Source organism: Chryseobacterium sp., assembly GCF_008831505.1.
Taxonomy (GTDB): Bacteria; Bacteroidota; Bacteroidia; order Flavobacteriales; family Weeksellaceae; genus Marnyiella.
On record NZ_CP044507.1, the window covers coordinates 727,434 to 742,950 of the forward strand.

The 15,517-nt window shown below is 42.8% G+C and carries 17 protein-coding genes; 11 read left to right on the forward strand and 6 right to left on the reverse strand.

The annotated features are described in order from the left end of the window. Window positions 1–155: 155 nt before the first annotated feature. Window positions 156–503: a hypothetical protein gene (locus F7R58_RS03425; protein WP_158063555.1), complete on the reverse strand. Its 348-nt coding sequence runs from the start codon at window positions 501–503 to the stop codon at window positions 156–158. Between the two features lie 32 nt (window positions 504–535). Beyond that, the gene (locus F7R58_RS03430; protein ID WP_158063556.1) at window positions 536–922 is read right to left on the reverse strand and encodes a c-type cytochrome; all 387 of its coding nucleotides are present in this window, start codon (window positions 920–922) and stop codon (window positions 536–538) included. A gap of 143 nt (window positions 923–1,065) precedes the next feature. Here F7R58_RS03430 and F7R58_RS03435 point away from each other — a divergent pair, with 143 nt between their 5' ends. The 8 genes from F7R58_RS03435 to F7R58_RS03470 all read left to right on the forward strand — a co-directional run bounded on the left by F7R58_RS03435 (window position 1,066) and on the right by F7R58_RS03470 (window position 8,062). Then, a complete protein-coding gene (locus tag F7R58_RS03435) occupies window positions 1,066–1,548 on the forward strand; it encodes a c-type cytochrome (RefSeq protein ID WP_158063557.1) in 483 nt (160 codons plus the stop codon). 30 nt (window positions 1,549–1,578) lie between these two features. Continuing rightward, window positions 1,579–3,576, forward strand: coding sequence for a Sec-dependent nitrous-oxide reductase (gene nosZ / locus F7R58_RS03440; protein WP_158063558.1), 1,998 nt, complete (start codon window positions 1,579–1,581; stop codon window positions 3,574–3,576). Window positions 3,577–3,623: 47 nt separating this feature from the next. Continuing rightward, entirely contained in the window at window positions 3,624–4,208 is a 585-nt protein-coding gene (locus F7R58_RS03445) for a hypothetical protein (protein ID WP_158063559.1), read from the forward strand. A gap of 36 nt (window positions 4,209–4,244) precedes the next feature. Then, window positions 4,245–4,655 (forward strand): nitrous oxide reductase accessory protein NosL, encoded by a 411-nt coding sequence (locus F7R58_RS03450; RefSeq protein WP_158063560.1) that lies wholly within the window; start codon window positions 4,245–4,247, stop codon window positions 4,653–4,655. Between the two features lie 7 nt (window positions 4,656–4,662). Beyond that, window positions 4,663–5,889 carry a nitrous oxide reductase family maturation protein NosD gene (locus tag F7R58_RS03455; protein ID WP_158063561.1) on the forward strand — a complete coding sequence of 409 codons (1,227 nt, stop codon included), beginning with the start codon at window positions 4,663–4,665 and terminating at the stop codon, window positions 5,887–5,889. Window positions 5,890–5,922: 33 nt separating this feature from the next. After that, window positions 5,923–6,636 carry an ABC transporter ATP-binding protein gene (locus F7R58_RS03460; protein ID WP_158063562.1) on the forward strand — a complete coding sequence of 238 codons (714 nt, stop codon included), beginning with the start codon at window positions 5,923–5,925 and terminating at the stop codon, window positions 6,634–6,636. Continuing rightward, entirely contained in the window at window positions 6,633–7,400 is a 768-nt protein-coding gene (locus F7R58_RS03465) for an ABC transporter permease subunit (RefSeq protein ID WP_158063563.1), read from the forward strand. The genes F7R58_RS03460 and F7R58_RS03465 overlap by 4 nt, the downstream gene beginning before the upstream one ends. Window positions 7,401–7,510: 110 nt before the next feature. Continuing rightward, on the forward strand, window positions 7,511–8,062 hold the full coding sequence (locus tag F7R58_RS03470) for a fasciclin domain-containing protein (protein ID WP_158063564.1): 552 nt from the start codon (window positions 7,511–7,513) through the stop codon (window positions 8,060–8,062). 75 nt (window positions 8,063–8,137) lie between these two features. Here F7R58_RS03470 and F7R58_RS12915 read toward each other — a convergent pair whose 3' ends face one another. After that, window positions 8,138–9,352, reverse strand: coding sequence for a hypothetical protein (locus F7R58_RS12915; protein WP_187695256.1), 1,215 nt, complete (start codon window positions 9,350–9,352; stop codon window positions 8,138–8,140). Next, a complete protein-coding gene (locus tag F7R58_RS03480; RefSeq protein WP_158063565.1) occupies window positions 9,352–9,948 on the reverse strand; it encodes a Crp/Fnr family transcriptional regulator in 597 nt (198 codons plus the stop codon). Before F7R58_RS03480 ends, F7R58_RS12915 begins: the two co-directional genes overlap by 1 nt. A 252-nt stretch (window positions 9,949–10,200) precedes the next feature. Here F7R58_RS03480 and F7R58_RS03485 point away from each other — a divergent pair, with 252 nt between their 5' ends. Beyond that, window positions 10,201–11,595 carry a T9SS type A sorting domain-containing protein gene (locus F7R58_RS03485; protein ID WP_158063566.1) on the forward strand — a complete coding sequence of 465 codons (1,395 nt, stop codon included), beginning with the start codon at window positions 10,201–10,203 and terminating at the stop codon, window positions 11,593–11,595. Between the two features lie 220 nt (window positions 11,596–11,815). On the opposite strand, the gene F7R58_RS03490 is transcribed toward F7R58_RS03485, so the two are convergent. Further along, a complete protein-coding gene (locus tag F7R58_RS03490) occupies window positions 11,816–12,109 on the reverse strand; it encodes a putative quinol monooxygenase (RefSeq protein ID WP_158063567.1) in 294 nt (97 codons plus the stop codon). A gap of 401 nt (window positions 12,110–12,510) precedes the next feature. Continuing rightward, window positions 12,511–13,287 (reverse strand): copper resistance protein NlpE, encoded by a 777-nt coding sequence (locus F7R58_RS03495; protein WP_158063568.1) that lies wholly within the window; start codon window positions 13,285–13,287, stop codon window positions 12,511–12,513. 499 nt (window positions 13,288–13,786) lie between these two features. Here F7R58_RS03495 and F7R58_RS03500 point away from each other — a divergent pair, with 499 nt between their 5' ends. Continuing rightward, the gene (locus F7R58_RS03500) at window positions 13,787–13,987 is read left to right on the forward strand and encodes a DUF2007 domain-containing protein (RefSeq protein WP_229723837.1); all 201 of its coding nucleotides are present in this window, start codon (window positions 13,787–13,789) and stop codon (window positions 13,985–13,987) included. Window positions 13,988–14,094: 107 nt separating this feature from the next. Next, window positions 14,095–15,501, forward strand: coding sequence for a TolC family protein (locus tag F7R58_RS03505; RefSeq protein ID WP_158063570.1), 1,407 nt, complete (start codon window positions 14,095–14,097; stop codon window positions 15,499–15,501). Window positions 15,502–15,517: the final 16 nt, after the last annotated feature.

Genomic DNA, 15,517 nt, shown 5'->3' on the forward strand with positions numbered 1-15,517 from the left:
TTTCTCTAAATCTGTACCAAGCAAAAAATTGTGACAAATTGACATTTCAGCGGCAGTTTTGCCAATCAATACCATTTTTTGGGATGATGACGACCTAACAAAAAACAAAAGCACCACCTGAACGCAGTGCTTAATTAAGTTATTTAATGTAATTCTTACCTGTAAATGCAGTCCGAACCGTCTTTGTGCGTAAGCCGTCCTGCCTTGCCGTCTTCCAGCAATTCCCAGGTATAGGTGCTGTTGCCAAAAAAGGGATCACCATTCTGATTGGTGCCACGCGCGGAAAGCTTTTCTTCTTTTTCCTGATCCTTTTTAATTTTCACGGCCACCATGTCTCCATCGGCAAAATAAATGGCTGTAAGCGTACTTCCATTTTCACATTTAAGAATTTGGGCTTCCTGCTCGAGTGAACTTTCGGCATTTTCTGTATTATTGTTTTCAGGCTTTGAGCAGGCAGTGAAAAGAGTAGCGGCTAATGTTAGGACCAGGAAGCAGTTCTTCATATTATTTTTTTGTTTAATGTAATTGGAGTGGATTATTTTTTTAATGTCATAATGTATTCCACCATTTTCTTTGCATTCTCACGGCTCATTCCGGCATGCGGCGTCATCGGTATTTCTCCCCAGTTGCCTTTTCCACCCTCAATAATCTTGGTGGCCAGCATTTCCAGGTCACCCTCCGTGTATTTATCCGCTACCTCCTGATAAGAAGGACCTACAAGCCTTGCATCTTCTTTGTGACACGTAAGGCAGTCCGCACCTTCAATAAGGGCAAGGCCGGGATGTTTACCCGCTGCGGCGGAATCAACAGTTTTCACAACCGGTTCTTCCAGCATTACATTACTTTCTGCATCAGTATTAACCGGTTGTTTACTGCAGGCTGTGACTGCGAGCGCTGCAAATAGTGTGACATACTTTTTCATTTTGTAAATTTTTTATCAAATTTATTTATTAACTCCTGTCTTATGACGTCAAATATGGAGATAAATGTCATACAAAGTATATGACTGTAATCATATTCTTAATCGGGCAGATGTGGCTACATTTGGGTATAAATAATTTAAATATGAAAACTATTCACTCAATTGCTGCTGCCTTTCTGGCCCTGGGACTGGTGTCCTGCGGCGGCGACAAGAAAACCGATTCAGTGCCCACTGCCTCCACCGAAACAACTGCAACCGCAGAAAGTTCGGGCACCAATGCTTATGATCCCAAGAGAGGTATTGGTAAGCATGAGAATGTAGATGTAAGTACTTTTGACCCCGCTATGGCCGCAGAAGGCCGTAAACTTGCCGAGGTGAAATGTACCTCCTGTCATAAACCCACAGAGGAGAAACTGGTAGGCCCCGGCTGGAAAGGGGTTACCCAAAGACAGACTCCGGAATGGATCATGAACTTCATCACTAACCCGGATCCTATGATCGATGTGGACCCGGAACTTCAGAAACAGCTGGAACTTTGTTTGGTAAGGATGCCTAACCAGGGCCTGAACGATACGGAAGCCCGCCAGATCCTGGAGTACATGCGCGAAATTGACGGCGCCAAATAAATCAAAAGGAAACCCCCTCAACTATCAATAATGAAAAGTCTTAAATTTTTTGGACTCGGATCTGTAATGGCTTTACTTCTGGTCTCAGGATGTAAACCCAAAGGAACAGAAACCGCTGTAACAGGCGATGCTGCCGAGAGAGTGTATGTGGCACCCGGCAAATATGATGAGTATTACAACTTTGTAAGCGGTGGCTTTAACGGCCAGGTAAATGTGTACGGTCTGCCAAGCGGAAGACTGCTGAAAGTGCTCCCCGTTTTTTCTCAAAACCCTGAAAACGGCTATGGTTACAGTGAAGAAACCAAACCTATGCTGGAAACCTCACATGGATTCATACCCTGGGACGACCAGCACCATTTGTCGCTGTCGCAAACCAATGGCGAAGTTGACGGCCGATGGCTTTTTGCCAATGCCAATAACACACCACGTGTAGCCAGGCTGGATCTAAAAACCTTTAAAACCGTGGAAATCCTGGAGATTCCGAACTCCGCCGGTAATCACTCCTCACCATTTCTTACCGAGAACACTGAATATGTGGTGGCAGGGACACGCTTCGCGGTACCAACGGACGATCAGAGCGGTGATGTCCCTATTGAATCATTCAAATCCAATTTCAAAGGCGTGCTTTCCTTTATAGGAATCGACAAGCAAAGTGGCGAGATGGACCTTTCTTTCCAGATTGAAGCGCCGGGTATTAACTTTGACCTTTCGCATGCCGGCAAGAAAAAGTCCGGCGACTGGTTCTTCTTTTCCTGCTATAATTCCGAAAAAGCAAACACGCTTCTGGAGGTTAATGCATCGCAGAATGACAAGGATTTCATTATGGCTGTAAACTGGAAAAAGGCAGCTGAACTGGTGAAAGCCGGTAAAGGCCGGAAAGTGACGACTGAGTATGCCCACAATAAATTCGATGAGAGCACCCACACTGCTACTTCAACAATGAAAAAGGAAGTAATTGTACTGTCGGTGGAGGATATGAAGGACGCCATGTTCATGATTCCATGTCCTAAATCTCCCCATGGTTGTGATGTAGATCCTACCGGTGAATATATTGTAGGTTCCGGTAAACTGGCCGCACTTATTCCGGTATTCAGTTTTGACAAAATGATCAAAGCGATCGCAGATAAGAACTTCGCCGGTGAATTTGACGGTGTAAAAGTAATCAAATATGAAGCTGCCCTTCACGGTGAAGTACAGAAACCCGGTTTGGGACCGCTGCACACTGAATTTGACGGCAAAGGTAACGCCTACACCTCCATGTTTGTATCGTCTGAAGTGGTGAAATGGAATATTAAGGACTTAAAGGTGCTGGACAGACAGCCTACCTTCTATTCTGTGGGTCACCTGATGATTCCCGGCGGCGACTCGGCCAAACCTTTTGGCAAATACCTGGTGGCTTATAACAAAATTACCAAGGACCGCTACCTGCCCACAGGTCCTGAACTGGCACAGTCGGCACAGTTGTATGACATCAGTGGCGACAAGATGAAACTGCTGCTGGACTTTCCGACTTTTGGCGAGCCACATTATGCACAGGCTCTGCCGGGAGACATGCTTAAAGATCAGGTAAAATTCTTCCGGATTGAAGACAACAAGCATCCCTACGCCACCAAAGGCGAAGCCGAAAGTAAAGTGGTAAGGGAAGGTAATAAAGTCCACGTATATATGACCTCCATCCGTTCGCACTTTGCACCGGACAATATAGAAGGCATTAGAGTGGGCGACGAAGTTTACTTCCACGTCACTAATCTGGAACAGGACTGGGATATCCCGCACGGCTTTGCCATCAAGGGTGCCCAGAACGCCGAACTCCTTATTATGCCGGGTGAGACCTGTACCCTAAAATGGATGCCTAAGAAACCAGGTATGTACCCAATGTACTGTACCGACTTCTGCAGCGCGCTGCATCAGGAAATGCAGGGATATGTCCGGGTATCGCCGGCCGGAAGCAATACGCCGCTCATCTATTCCCTGAACAATAAGAAGGACAATGCACAAAGCCCCGTGAAAGCCGGAGAAACCAAATAATGTTAAATAAGAGGGCAGAGGTTTCTGCCCTTTTTAATTTACCTGAAATGAAAAACAATTCATTGAAAAAGATAACGAGGATTGCACTGGTCTTTTGCGGCTGCGCACTGATTGTCTCTATCTTCGTGCCGCTGTGGTCTATTTATTTAACAGCTCCACAATATCCCGAGGGTTTGGCCATGTATCTATGGCCTAACAAAATTACCGGTGAATATGAAATCATAAACGGTCTGAACCACTACATTGGTATGAAGACAATCCAGCCGGAGGATTTCTGGGAATTTAAGGTTTTGCCCTATGCGCTTGCATTCTTCGCTTTGCTTTGTTTTCTTACTGCCTTATTCAACCGTAAACTGTGGCTTTTTATCACTCTGGTCCTCTTCCTCATCTTCGGTGTGGCGTTTATGGTGGATTTCTGGCTTTGGGAATACGATTACGGACATGATCTGGACCCCACGGCGCCCATCGTTGTGCCCGGCATGTCCTATCAGCCTCCTTTGCTAGGTTATAAGCAACTTCTGAACTTCGGCGCTTATTCTTACCCCAACGTTGGTGGTGGAATTATGTTTGGCGTTGCTCTTATTTTGGCTATCTTAGCCTGGGTTGAGTACCGGAAGACCTCAGCAACCTGATCTTTTTTGTTCAGTTTAACTTAAAAAATAAAAAAAATGAAGTTCAGCAAAACGTTATTTATTACAGCCTCAGTACTGGCTATTATGTCCTGCCAAAAAAGTGGTCCTAAAGACATCGCGGTTGGTAAAGACCAGTGCGATAACTGCCGCATGACCATCACGGACGTGAAGTATGCTGCCCAGTTGATTACAGATAAAGGCCGCGCCTATAAGTTTGACGACCTGAGTTGCATGACGATGTACGAAAGTTCAAATCCTGATAAGGCCGCCAATGCCAAAACCTATGTGGTGGATTTCCCCAGCGGACAGTTCCTGGAAAAATCGCGTGCTGTATTTGTTAAAGGCGGCAGCATAAAATCGCCTATGGGTGGCAATACTCAGGCTTTCCGTGATAAAGCGGCAGCCCAAAAGGCAGCGGCAGCCACCGGTGCAAGTTTAACTAAATAATCTGTACATGCTTAGGCTGATATTTCTTCTCCTACCTGTATTTATCTTTTCAAAAACCCTTCGGGTGGGAAAAGGTGAGCGTTATCCCACCATCCGCCAGGCTCTCGCTGCTTCAGAAAGCGGAGACAGTATTTTGGTGGGCCCGGGAATTTACCGCGAGGGAAATATCAGCATTACGCATCCACTCTCGTTTATCGGCCATGGGCGGCCAGTTCTGGACGGAGAGATGAAGTACGAAATCCTTTCTTTCCGCGCTAATCATATTTTGCTGAAAGGTTTTAAAATCATCAACTCGGGTGAAGACGAAATCAAGAACATAGGAGCCGTGCGGCTATATGACAGTAAGTATTCCACCATTGAAGACAATATCTTTGAAAATAATTACTTTGGAATCTATATCCAGCGGGGTTACAGATGTCTGATTCAGAACAACCGGATAACGTCTGCACGTGCCCGTTCAGAGGAACGCAGCGGCGATGGCATTCATGCGTGGGTGAGTGAAGAAATCTGGATTAAAAACAATTATATTCAGGGTCATAAGGATGGTATTTACCTGGAAAAAGTAATTGACTCTTACATTTACCGTAACAATTCGGTTCGTAATTTAAGGTATGGCCTTCATTTCATGTCGTCCAATGACTGCGTATATGTAGGAAATACATTTGATAGGAATAATGCCGGCGTTGCTGTAATGTACAGTAATAATGTAGGAATGGTGGGCAATAAATTCATCAACAACTGGGGTGATTCCAACTACGGTTTGCTGCTGAAGGACATCAGTTTCAGCAAAATTAAAAGCAACAGTTTCCGGAATAATACCACAGCCATCTTCCTGGATGGCGCCACCAAAATTGATCTTTTCCGCAATACCTTTGAGGACAATGGCTGGGGCATGAAGATCAACTCCAACTGTATGGAAAACCGCGTGGTTAATAATAACTTCATCAACAACACTTTTGATGTGAGTACCAGCGGATCCATGACGATGAACGATTTCCGCAGAAATTACTGGGACAAATATGAAGGTTATGATCTGGACAAAGATAAAATCGGGGATGTCCCCTTTCATCCGCTGAGCCTCTACTCGGTTCTGGTGGAAAACAACCCTTCCATCATGCTCCTGTTCAAAACCTTTTTTGTGGATCTGCTGGACAGGACCGAAAAGGTGATTCCCAGCCTGACTCCGGAAAATTTTGTGGATGATCAGCCTTTGATGCGAAAAGTGCAAAACTGATGCAGCTGTTCCTTTTGGATTTAACTGAAAGATATGATAGAGATACAAAACCTCACTAAAAAATTCAACAGATTTACCGCACTCGAAAACCTGAATCTATCGTTTACCAACGGTAAATCGATTGCGCTGATTGGGCCTAACGGCTGCGGTAAAACTACCCTTATAAAATGCATCCTGGGACTTAATGTTATTGAAACCGGCGACATTCTGGTGGGTGGCAAAAGTGTAAAAGAAGATTTCCATTATCGAAAAGATATTGGCTATATGCCACAGATCGGAAGGTATCCTGAGAATATGACCATTAACCAGACCATCAGTATGATCCGCGATACCCGGAATATTCAGGAGTCAGAGTTGGACACGGAACTTCTGGAAGCCTTCGAGCTCAGCAAAATATTCGACAAGAAGATGGGAAACCTCTCCGGAGGAACCACCCAGAAGGTGAGTGCGGTGCTGGCGTTTATGTTCGATCCTAAAATCATCATCCTGGACGAGCCTACTGCGGGACTGGACCCGCTGGCTTCTGAGATTCTCAAAAACAAGATCATCAAAGAAAGGAAGAGGGGTAAACTCATCATCATCACTTCCCACCTGCTTAGTGAACTGGATGATATCGTGAGCGAAATTGTATTTATGAATGAGGGCAAAGTTATTGTTCAGCAGTCCGTGGAAGACCTTATGACTGAGCATAGATCGGAACGGATATCAGAGTCCATCATCAGCATCCTAAAAGAAATGAAAAAATGAACAAGATCGCACGCTTCATCCTTTTTGATATCCTAAAGAACAAAACCGTTATCTTTTACACGGTCCTGCTTTTCATTATTTCCTGGTCGGTGCTGGGGCTGGAAAACAATTATACCAAGGCTACGCTAAGCCTGCTTAATGTGGTTCTTCTGGTCGTACCCCTGGTAAGCATTATTTTTTCAACAATATATGTGTACAACAGCAGTCAGTTTATCGAACTGCTCCTCAGTCAGCCAGTTTCGCGGGTGAAGGTTTGGTCCAACATCTTCCTGGGGCTTTCTACAGCGCTGGTGCTGGCCTTCCTGCTGGGCTGCGGGATTCCTATACTGCTTTATTCTTCCATTGAAACCGGTTTTTCACTTATCCTGATCGGTATTTTACTGTCTGTCATCTTTACTTCCTTTGCCATGCTGGCAGCTATTGGCAGCCGCGACCGCGCCAAGGGTATTGGTATCTCAATCTTTATCTGGATTTTCTTCAGTATTATTTACGACGGTATCCTGCTGATTATGATGTTTCAGTTTGCCGATTATCCTATTGAGGGCATCATGGCCACACTGGCCGGACTCAATCCTGTAGGTTTGTCACGTATTTTCGTTCTACTTCAGCTTAATATATCAGCCATGCTGGGATATTCCGGTGCGGTTTTCCAGCAGGTTTTCGGTTCGGGAGGCGGTATGGGTGTATCAATGCTTGTACTCCTTATCTGGGCTACCGTACCCTTTGTTTTGTCACTGATAAAGTTTAACAGAAAAGATCTGTAGCTGATGAGCTGAAAATCATGATAAAGATCACGTTTTCAGCAGGGTGATTATGACTCCGGTCATGTGAACAGCAACAGAATTCACCGTAAATTTATATAAAATTCAAGGTGATGAAAAAAAGTATTGCATTAGGGTTGCTCGCATTTGCAGTGATTTCCTGCGTAAAAAATGAGTCCGCAGCAACGAAAACTGAAATTTCCGGCAGTGAAATCACTGGCGCCGGGCAGGACGCCGTAAAGGATGATGTTTCCAGTCCGAATATTGTCCAGTTGGCTGCCGGAAATCCCGACTTGTCCACGCTGGTTACAGCCGTAAAGGCTGCAGGTCTTACAACTTCTCTAAGTAACGCAGGACCCTTCACTGTTTTTGCGCCATTAAACTCGGCTTTTGATAAACTGCCCGCCGGAACGGTGGAAGGGCTGCTGAAACCGGAGCAGGCAGATGACCTTTCGGATGTATTGGGCTATCATACCTACGTGGGTGTAATAAAAGAAGAATATATGAGTGACGGACAGACCCTGGGAATGGTGAACGGAAAAAGCATAAAAATAACAATGGTGGACGGTAAACCGGTGATTAATGGTAAAGCGCGCATTGTGGGGGCGGTGCCGGCCTCCAACGGTATTGTATATGCCGTGGATGAGGTTTTACTGCCTGAATAGATTTTTCATAGTGTATATTTAATGTTGTGGCAGCTTTCATATTTCTGAAAGCTGCTTTATCATTACAATGAAGTGTTAAGCTTCCTGTCTTTTTTTCATTGACACGAAAATAATGAACAGTGCAACAAAAATCAGCACAGAAAAGACCAGCAGAAAATGGTTGGCGTAGGGCACTGCTATATACTTTATTGAAAACACGCCCATCATTCCCAGCATCAGTTCGTTCAGGAAAATGCCTGCCAGAAACAGTTTGAGGCCTGTGATCAGACTTCTGGAAATAATGAAAAAGTTGGTAGCCAGCACCTGGCTCAGAAGGTAAGTGGCGATACACATGAGCAGTACCAGATGAAGATAGGCAATAACGACATTCCTGAAACCAAATGCAAACTGGCTTATTGCCGGTACATTAGAAGCCAGTTGAAGCAGGATTTTAACCGCGAAGGCGAATCCTGCAAAGATCAGCACAAAACGCTGCACTGCAGACCATTTCAGGATGAGGTGTGTCCAGCTGCGCCTCACAATGCGGAAGAGCATAACTGCGCCATACGTCTGCGCCAGTGAAGCCAATATGATAAGTGCAAATACGGGCATGGAAAGTTTAAGCCACAGCACTGATAGGCCAAAGCCTATAAGGCATCCGAAAAACATGAGCCAAAACATCAGTTTATTCTCCTTTTCGCTAATGAGTGAGCCCTCCTCTTTCAAAGAATACAGCAAAAGACCTATGCAGGCGAAAATGAAAAATCCGTTGTACTGAAAGTGCAGGAAGAAGTATTCGGAAGCCAGATAGAGGTCCTGGGTGATGTTGCCGGAACTTTTCATATACGCCAGATTGAAAACCCCTGCCGAAGAAATTACAGCAAAGAAGAGTCCGCCCAAAAACCATTTCTTCGATGCCTCCCTCAGGTTTTTTACATCTATAACAAAGAAGAAAGTAAATGCAAATGACGTGAGCAGTGCCACGGTAGAGGCTGCAATGGAACCCCAAAAATAGCCGCCGTAAATAAAGGTGGCAATCATGGCATAGGAAGCGATTATGTTGGTGATAATCAGGATATTGTATTTGCGTAGCGAAATTTCGGGCCTTACTTTGGACAGATAGATGACCATCAGCACATACAGTACATTGGTGATCCAACCGTAAAAAGCGAAATGAGAATGTGCCTCCTGCAAATGTTTCTGGTCCAGGAAGGGTAGGGAAAAGAGGATTTTATAGCGCATTATGACGCCCAGAAGTGCTACCAGTACAAAGTTGAAAACCGAAAACTTAAGCCAGAGTGTGCGGGACATCAGAAGTAGATTTTATGGTTGATGAGTTCAATTTTGTTTTCCCTTTCCATCCTTTTTACAGTCCGGATAACGGTCTCTATGGCCAGCCCCGTAGAATTTGCCAGCTCCTTGCGTGTGACATCGATGATTGTTTTCTCGTGCTCTTCAATGCCGCAGCTCTTCTTATGGATTCTGAGGAAAGCGGTAATGCGTTCGCAGGGATTCTGGTGCACGATTGATTTCAGTTTGATGGTTTTGTCATAAGCTTTTTTGGCAACTTCTTTCAGGAATTCAAACTGATAATCCGGATTCTCATCCAGAAATTTCCGGAAGAGTTCCTGGCTGAAAATATAGACAAGTGCAGTATCGCTGGCAATATTGGCCGTTGCCGGATACCTCTCGTTCAGCAGGAAGGGCGGTTCGCCCATGAACTGGTGGTCTGTCACCTTGGTAATCAGGAATTCCTTGCCTTCGCAGTCTGTATTATAAATCTTAACCTCGCCCTCCAGCAGGTAGAATAGGGAAGAAGCCCGTTCATTTTCCCGGAAAAGGACATCCTTTTTTTTATAGATATGCTTCGGAATCTTATTTTTCTGGAGGATTTCTTTAGTGAACATAGGCAAAGCTTTTAGCCCAAATCTACAAAAATTATGTGACTAAACAGGATGAATTTGTCTGATATAATAGTAAGGATTTGTCATAACCGGTATTTCTTCTCACAACATAGACAATTCTTTTTTTCGCGGACAAAATGATGCACTTAAAAAAAAAGAATTATACAGTCTGCATTAAAAATTTATTTTATTTGATAAGTTGATTAGTAAATCTGATAATTTGCATATATTTGATAATAACTCAAATACAGCATTATGATAAAAAAACTACTTTCTTCTTTTTTCATTACCTGCTTACTTCACCCTGCATTGGGTCAGTTCCACTGGCAACAGATGCAACCTGTTTATCCCACTGGACCTAGCAGCAATACAATTCAATTTAGCATCGCAAATGACCATGTTATCTGGGCTAACAGTTGGTTGGATAATGGCCGGGTAGCTTTTACGAAAAGTGTTGACGCCGGAAGTTCCTGGCAAGTTGTACCACTTGTGTTTCAGGTAACCGACAACAGCTTTTCTGTTACAGACTTTCAGGCAGTTTCGGAAAATGTGGCATTTTTAGGAACAAAATATCAGGCCAATATTGGGCATGGGCGTCTGTTTAAAACTAAGGACGGGGGTATGACATGGAACCTGATAAAAAACTTTGATACGGTGGTGGATATGATTCATTTTTGGGACGCACTTACGGGTGTAGTGGTATGTTTGCCGGATATGTCCCCCATGGGAGCTAAAAAAATTGAAATTTTCCGGACCAGTGATGGTGGGGCAACGTGGATAGCCAAAGGAGGAATACTGCTTACGGCGTCCAAGCCCAACCAGATACCAAGGTATATCCATGATAATCATAATGATTCCTTCTGGTTTGGCTCCAGTGATGGAGAGATTATAAAGACAAATGACAAAGGAGCCACCTGGACTGTTACCCAAACCCTTTATGATTCTGCCCATTACGAGTATGGTACAAAAAGTTTAGGTTATTTTCAGATTACCGGCAATAACTCTGCAATTTATTCAGACTATAATGATGGCAAACTCTATAAAACTTCCGATGGTTTTGCGACTGAGCAATATGTGGGCAATCCTGGTTTCGGAAGACAGACTTATTTAGAAAAAATACCTAATACGGATATCCTGATTGCGACGGGGGGACCTTTTAATCCAGGCAGTGTACAAGGGTCCAAGTACAGTACCGATGGAGGTGCCACGTGGCATTCGATCGGAACCGCGGGCAGAATCTTCGTCAAATCTGCAGGACTTAATATGACCTTTGCACACGGCTGGGACGGATCCGGCGGCTGGTTTGATTACTGGCGAATCGTGAAACTTGGCGGAGGTCTTCCTACCTCACCCGGAACCCCTGGAACCCCTGGAACACCGGGGCAACCCGGCACAGGCCCGGCCCAGCCTCCTACTACTCCGGAGGAGTTTCACTTTGGAATTTATCCTGTTCCCACGCTGGATTACCTGTATTTTAATTCCGAACGTGACCCCATAGATTTTACTGTTTGGGATTCGGCGGGCCGACTGATACTGACGGGAAACACTGTGGAAGGAAAGCTGGATGTTTCCTATTTTCAGAAGGGTGTTTACCACATCAAGGTGAGGCACGAAGGTCAGGACTATATTAAGAAATTCATTAAAAGATAAAAATGAAGTGTAAGCAGAAAAGTTTAACCTCAAATCATGAATCTGCCTCAGTTGTGAGACAGATTCTTCTTTTTATGCTAAATTGAAATTTTATTTGAAAAATCAAGATAAATCTTGTAAACATAGCAAAGACTCAACCTTTCACAAAATGATATAAAAAAATGGAGCCGGGGGAATTCCTGGCTCCATTTAACTGTATTAAAAATTTGTGTTCGATTGCTTACTTTACTGCTAATAGATCTACCATTTCAAGTACAGGTTCTTTAGCAAGTAATTCAGAAGCATTGGCCATTAAAGCCTTTGCAATCTCACCATTCAAGTGAGCATCTCTTGCATCTGTAGTTGCGAACGTATCGAATATACCAAAAGTAGAAGGGCCAATTTGTAAAGCATACCATCTTACGGTTCCTGGCTCACCTTCGGCAAGCGGTAAGGCAGACTTTAGGAATTCCAATACGTCATTCTCTTTACCCGGTTTTGCTTCTACTCTTGCTAATATTGCAAACTTTTCCATAATTTAAAATTTTTAATGTTATTGAGAGTTTCTTCAACTCTTTCTAACAAAAATAAGTTTTCCCTATCAAACTAAAAATACAAAAGATGTTAAACAACGTTAATGTGGATCACCGTAAATCAACATCATTTGTTCTGGCCACCTACAATTTGTTCAGCAGAAAGTAGTTCAGACGATTCCTTGGGCAGCTTAAAATTACTCTAGAAAGTTAATTAAAATAACGGCTAAAAACGACGTACAAAAAAAGAGACCTTTCAACAAGTCTCTTCAATTTTTTTAAAAAATTTTATGGTAAAATCTATAATGCTAAATAACCTTCCATTCAACAACAATTTCATTATTGGACTACCAGCGATCAACCGAAGTTTTTTATCGATCAGCTACTGATAAAACCCTTAATATTATTTTTTATAATAATCTCCGGCTAAACTTGCACCGCCGCCACAAAAGTAATTTAATGCCAATCTATCTTCAAATTTCGAAGTAAATACTTCCGCTGTTTTATCCTTAAATAAAATCGTCATCGTACCTTTTAAATCTTTATTGATGGTTTTTAAATCAACATCAATCTGATTATTCACTAATTTTCCTTTGCCTTCAAAAGTACACCCTTTCACAGCGCCAGTAAATGAAATTTTCACTGAATAAATACTGTCATTTTCAGATTTCAATTCCAGAATTTGGTTGTATCCTTTCCCACTGGCGTTGGTGTTATAGGTACCGTTCAATTGAGCGGGCGTATAAGCATTTACTTCTTTAAAAATATAATTTTTGGCTAATTCTCCGCTTACTTCTTTCTTGTCAGCATCCAATCTTACCAAGGTTTTGTCGGGTTTTACCAGATAATATTCCTTCGGCGAATTTGAGATGGATACTTCAATAATGTCATCATTCTTTGTCCAGGTACCATACTCGTTTTCAGAAGTACCGTCGCTGTCTAAATACGATGTACTTTTAACCGCTTTGTTGTCTTTTTGAAAGGTAATATAGGTTTCGATTCCCATACAATCTGCGCAAGGCAATGTTGCCGTGTAGATTCCTGAAGAAAAATCATTATTCTGCTGTGTCTCTGTTTTTGTCTGCTCTTTATTTGCACTTTCAACGGTTGATTTACTGTCGCTGCAAGAAACAAAAATGAAGGTTAGTGCTGCTACGGTTAAAAATTTAAATGTGTTCATTATTTTTTTTGATTAATTTCAAATGTTTGATGACCTAATCAATGATTCTAAAAGACAGATTTAAGTCTTGAGAAGTATTAAAATTTGAAGTAATTATTTTTGAGATAAGAATAAATTTCCATCGAAAAACAGCTGTTATCGTTGCAGGTGATATCCCATACTGCAAAAAATAACAAACTTAATTTTTGGTTGCTTCACTACTCGCAAAACTTTGTAAAGATCAATTTAAAAAGGCTACAGCTGGCTTACAAAAAAGAGACCATTCTGGAAGTTTCTTCAGTATTTTTAAAATTTTTTTCGATAAACCCATAATGCTGAAAAAAGGCTCCCGAAGGTTCCCTCCAACAGGCGTTTATCTCAGCGTTTTTATTTATTTATTTCGGTCCCATGATTTTCCAATTCATTATTGGCTTTTCAAGCCCAACGAAACGCTGGTAATTAAACCAGCAAAACCAAAGTTCCATTATTTGAAAGTGAAGTACAGCAGGAGATTCAGCCGGTGAAACCTAAACTAGCCGATGCCGGTATTGCAAACACGGTTGAAAACAAATATATGACCTTCACCACGACGCCGACGGCAAAAACTTTGAAAATAATGGTAAGCCTCGAAGATGAAAAAAAGGCATTTGAAATCATTGATGCCTGGCTTCAAAAATCGGAAATGTTTAACCCAAAACAATTTCATGATTTTAAATTTTAATACACAAACCGGAACATTTGGGGTTCCGGTTTTTTTTGACATTTGTCAAAGGAATCTATTTTGCAGCGGCCGAAATTTGCACGTTCAATTTTACAAACAAACAGAAAATGAAAACTATACACAGATTCCTTATTGGCGCAGCTTTTTCGTTGCCGCTTACGCTTTATGCGCAGCAGGCACCTACCCTGCAGGAACTCATCAGCAGTGCGCTGCAGAATAATGAAACGCTCAACCAGCAGGTTTTAGAAAACAAATTCACGAAACTCGACGACGAAAAGCTGAACGATGTGTTTCTCCCAAAAGTGGAGATTACCGGCAAAACAGGTTATATGTACACTTCGGCGCATATCAGTTCACCGGAAATTAAAGTTCCGGCGGTGCCTCCGGTTTTTCCGGGAGCAGTGGTACCTGAAGGACAGTTGAGCAATAATCTCAATATTTCCGGTCTTTCCGCCTCTGCAAAGGCCGAAGCCAGTATGGTGATTTATTCAGGCGGAAAGGTGAAATATCTGAAGGAAGCCAACCGCGAGAAAAATCTTTCGGAAGAAGTGATGATGCAGAAAACCAAGGACGACGTCATTACTGAAATTTCCAAAGCATACGACCAGTTGTCGCTGGTTTACGAATCCAAAAAAGTTCTGGATCAGTCTAAAAAACGTTTGGAAATCAATAAAAAAACTGCTGACAAAGCCTTGGGTTACGGTTTGATTACGCCTTACGACCACAAAAAAATCGAACTTGCACAGGCCACTTTGGATTCGAAAATGATTGAATATGAAGGTAAGAAGGATCTTCTGATCACCCAGATCCATCTGTTGACAGGAATTGAAAGGGAGCGTATTGCCCTGATTGAACACGACCTTCAGCCGATAAACTACGATGTTCTGAACGAAACCGTTGAAAACAGGGCAGAGTTGAAAGCGCTTCAGCATGGTATTAACGCGACAGATTTTAAAATTAAAGCCGAAGAGAGATGGTGGGTTCCGAAAGTGCAGGCGCAGACTTCGCTCTCGTATTTTGGGCTTTACAACAACCGAATTTCAACCTCGGATGAAATTTTTCCCGGTACGGGAAAAAAACTCGATTTGCATCCTGGTGCCATAAACGTATTTCCCATGTTTACCGCAGGAATTGGCTTTAAATGGGAGGTTTTCGACGGTAATGAAGGCAAACATGCCATTGAGAAAGCCAAGATAGATAAGGAAATTCTGGAGAGCAAACAGAAAGACGCGATTAAAAAATTGAACTTAAACCTCGCCAACAACCAAACCAATTACAACATCGCGAACGCACAAATTAAACTGAAAGAAAAGGCAAGACAGATTGCAGCAAAAGGTTTGGAACAGGTGGAAAAGGAATTCAGATACGGCACCAAAACCTCCGCGGTACTTATCGAAGCAGAAACAGATTTACAGAATGCCGAACTGGAACTGCAGACCGCGATTTTCAATCAGAGAGTTTCCGCCATTGAACTGATGAAATCTACACAAAACCTTAATCCTGAAAATCTTTAATTATTTAAAAAAATTA

Excerpts from the sequence above, each read along its gene's own strand:
- F7R58_RS03425 (WP_158063555.1), bottom strand. The coding sequence starts at position 503 with ATGAAGAACTGCTTCCTGGTCCTAACATTAGCCGCTACTCTTTTCACT.
- F7R58_RS03430 (WP_158063556.1), bottom strand. The coding sequence starts at position 922 with ATGAAAAAGTATGTCACACTATTTGCAGCGCTCGCAGTCACAGCCTGC.
- F7R58_RS03435 (WP_158063557.1), top strand. The coding sequence starts at position 1,066 with ATGAAAACTATTCACTCAATTGCTGCTGCCTTTCTGGCCCTGGGACTG.
- nosZ (WP_158063558.1), top strand. The coding sequence starts at position 1,579 with ATGAAAAGTCTTAAATTTTTTGGACTCGGATCTGTAATGGCTTTACTT.
- F7R58_RS03445 (WP_158063559.1), top strand. The coding sequence starts at position 3,624 with ATGAAAAACAATTCATTGAAAAAGATAACGAGGATTGCACTGGTCTTT.
- F7R58_RS03450 (WP_158063560.1), top strand. The coding sequence starts at position 4,245 with ATGAAGTTCAGCAAAACGTTATTTATTACAGCCTCAGTACTGGCTATT.
- F7R58_RS03455 (WP_158063561.1), top strand. The coding sequence starts at position 4,663 with ATGCTTAGGCTGATATTTCTTCTCCTACCTGTATTTATCTTTTCAAAA.
- F7R58_RS03460 (WP_158063562.1), top strand. The coding sequence starts at position 5,923 with ATGATAGAGATACAAAACCTCACTAAAAAATTCAACAGATTTACCGCA.
- F7R58_RS03465 (WP_158063563.1), top strand. The coding sequence starts at position 6,633 with ATGAACAAGATCGCACGCTTCATCCTTTTTGATATCCTAAAGAACAAA.
- F7R58_RS03470 (WP_158063564.1), top strand. The coding sequence starts at position 7,511 with ATGAAAAAAAGTATTGCATTAGGGTTGCTCGCATTTGCAGTGATTTCC.
- F7R58_RS12915 (WP_187695256.1), bottom strand. The coding sequence starts at position 9,352 with ATGTCCCGCACACTCTGGCTTAAGTTTTCGGTTTTCAACTTTGTACTG.
- F7R58_RS03480 (WP_158063565.1), bottom strand. The coding sequence starts at position 9,948 with ATGTTCACTAAAGAAATCCTCCAGAAAAATAAGATTCCGAAGCATATC.
- F7R58_RS03485 (WP_158063566.1), top strand. The coding sequence starts at position 10,201 with ATGATAAAAAAACTACTTTCTTCTTTTTTCATTACCTGCTTACTTCAC.
- F7R58_RS03490 (WP_158063567.1), bottom strand. The coding sequence starts at position 12,109 with ATGGAAAAGTTTGCAATATTAGCAAGAGTAGAAGCAAAACCGGGTAAA.
- F7R58_RS03495 (WP_158063568.1), bottom strand. The coding sequence starts at position 13,287 with ATGAACACATTTAAATTTTTAACCGTAGCAGCACTAACCTTCATTTTT.
- F7R58_RS03505 (WP_158063570.1), top strand. The coding sequence starts at position 14,095 with ATGAAAACTATACACAGATTCCTTATTGGCGCAGCTTTTTCGTTGCCG.